General features: G+C 62.1%; 1 protein-coding gene. It reads right to left on the bottom strand.

The genetic code is table 11. The features are described 5' to 3' along the window. Positions 1-224 (bottom strand): hypothetical protein (locus C6382_RS24085; protein WP_158262128.1); only part of this gene is annotated, 224 nt, incomplete at both ends.

Raw genomic sequence — 224 nt, 5'->3', positions numbered from 1 at the left:
TGGTCAAGCCTTGGGAGGCATGGCTCAGTGTGGCAGTGAAGATGTACTGCGCCGACGGGCCTTCGTCTTGTACCGAACCGGTCAGGCTCACGGTCGAGACCGTCGTGGTGTCGACCACCGTCGAGGTCGCCGAGCCACTGCCGTCTTTGACTTCCAGCTTTTCAAAGCCCGGGCCGTTGACACCGGTGATCGTGGCGGTCAGTTCGGTGCCGTCCTTGTAGACG

The sequence above is a fragment of the Pseudomonas sp. BBP2017 genome (assembly GCF_003024385.1).
In the GTDB taxonomy this organism is placed as follows: domain Bacteria; phylum Pseudomonadota; class Gammaproteobacteria; order Pseudomonadales; family Pseudomonadaceae; genus Aquipseudomonas.
The sequence above is the reverse complement of the archived record's forward strand: the minus strand, read 5'-3'. Positions and strand labels throughout refer to the sequence as shown.